Origin of the sequence: Pseudoalteromonas sp. AOP7-A1-14 (assembly GCF_052376275.1) — a bacterium.
Taxonomy (GTDB): domain Bacteria; phylum Pseudomonadota; class Gammaproteobacteria; order Enterobacterales; family Alteromonadaceae; genus Pseudoalteromonas.
This window is the reverse complement of the sequence record NZ_JBQSVO010000280.1, coordinates 1-605: the sequence shown is the minus strand read 5'-3', so window position 1 is coordinate 605 and position 605 is coordinate 1. Positions and strand designations below refer to the sequence as shown.

Sequence of the window (605 nt, the reverse complement as noted above, 5' to 3'; positions counted from 1 at the left end):
GATCACTTGGGCGTAAGCCCAGCCACTGGCGGGCATACGATAATGAAACAACATATGCTTTAAGGGTTCACTAGCAATGGTAACGGGTGACTTCACATGTGTAAAATCACACATACCTAATAGGCCATACTCGTGTGTTTGCAGGAATACGACCTCTTTACTTGAGCCATACAGTGCCCGCCATTTATGAATTCGACGCTCTAATGTACGCCGTGAGCTAGGGTTAAATTTGTCGGTGTGAAACTCGCAAAGGTGATCAAAAATTCCCACCGGAGTTAACGTTGCATCACCTTGAAGTAGAGGGACAACAATACTGTCCCAGATAGACTCAAGTGGATCTATACGCGTTCGCCATTGGCGTTTATTAGACAATGGCTGCTCATCCAGTTTATCAATGCGCCTTGCTGAACGTTCTGAAATACCTGCTTTCGCAGCCGCGATAACTTGGCTATTACGTTTTCTATGTTTCATATAAATAGTGACCTGCTGATCAGTGATTCGTGTTCCCGGCACAGTGAACTCCTCCGTTCTGCTGTACCGAACCTTATCAGATCAACCGGCCAAGATAATTGTCGCTAGACCGGCCACCGTAATTGTCGCTTAAT

General features: G+C 46.0%; 1 pseudogene. It reads right to left on the bottom strand.

Annotated features, from left to right (window positions below):
- A pseudogene (locus ACT3RM_RS18110) lies at positions 1-513 on the bottom strand (IS21 family transposase); the annotation flags it as partial.
- Positions 514-605 lie beyond the last annotated feature (92 nt).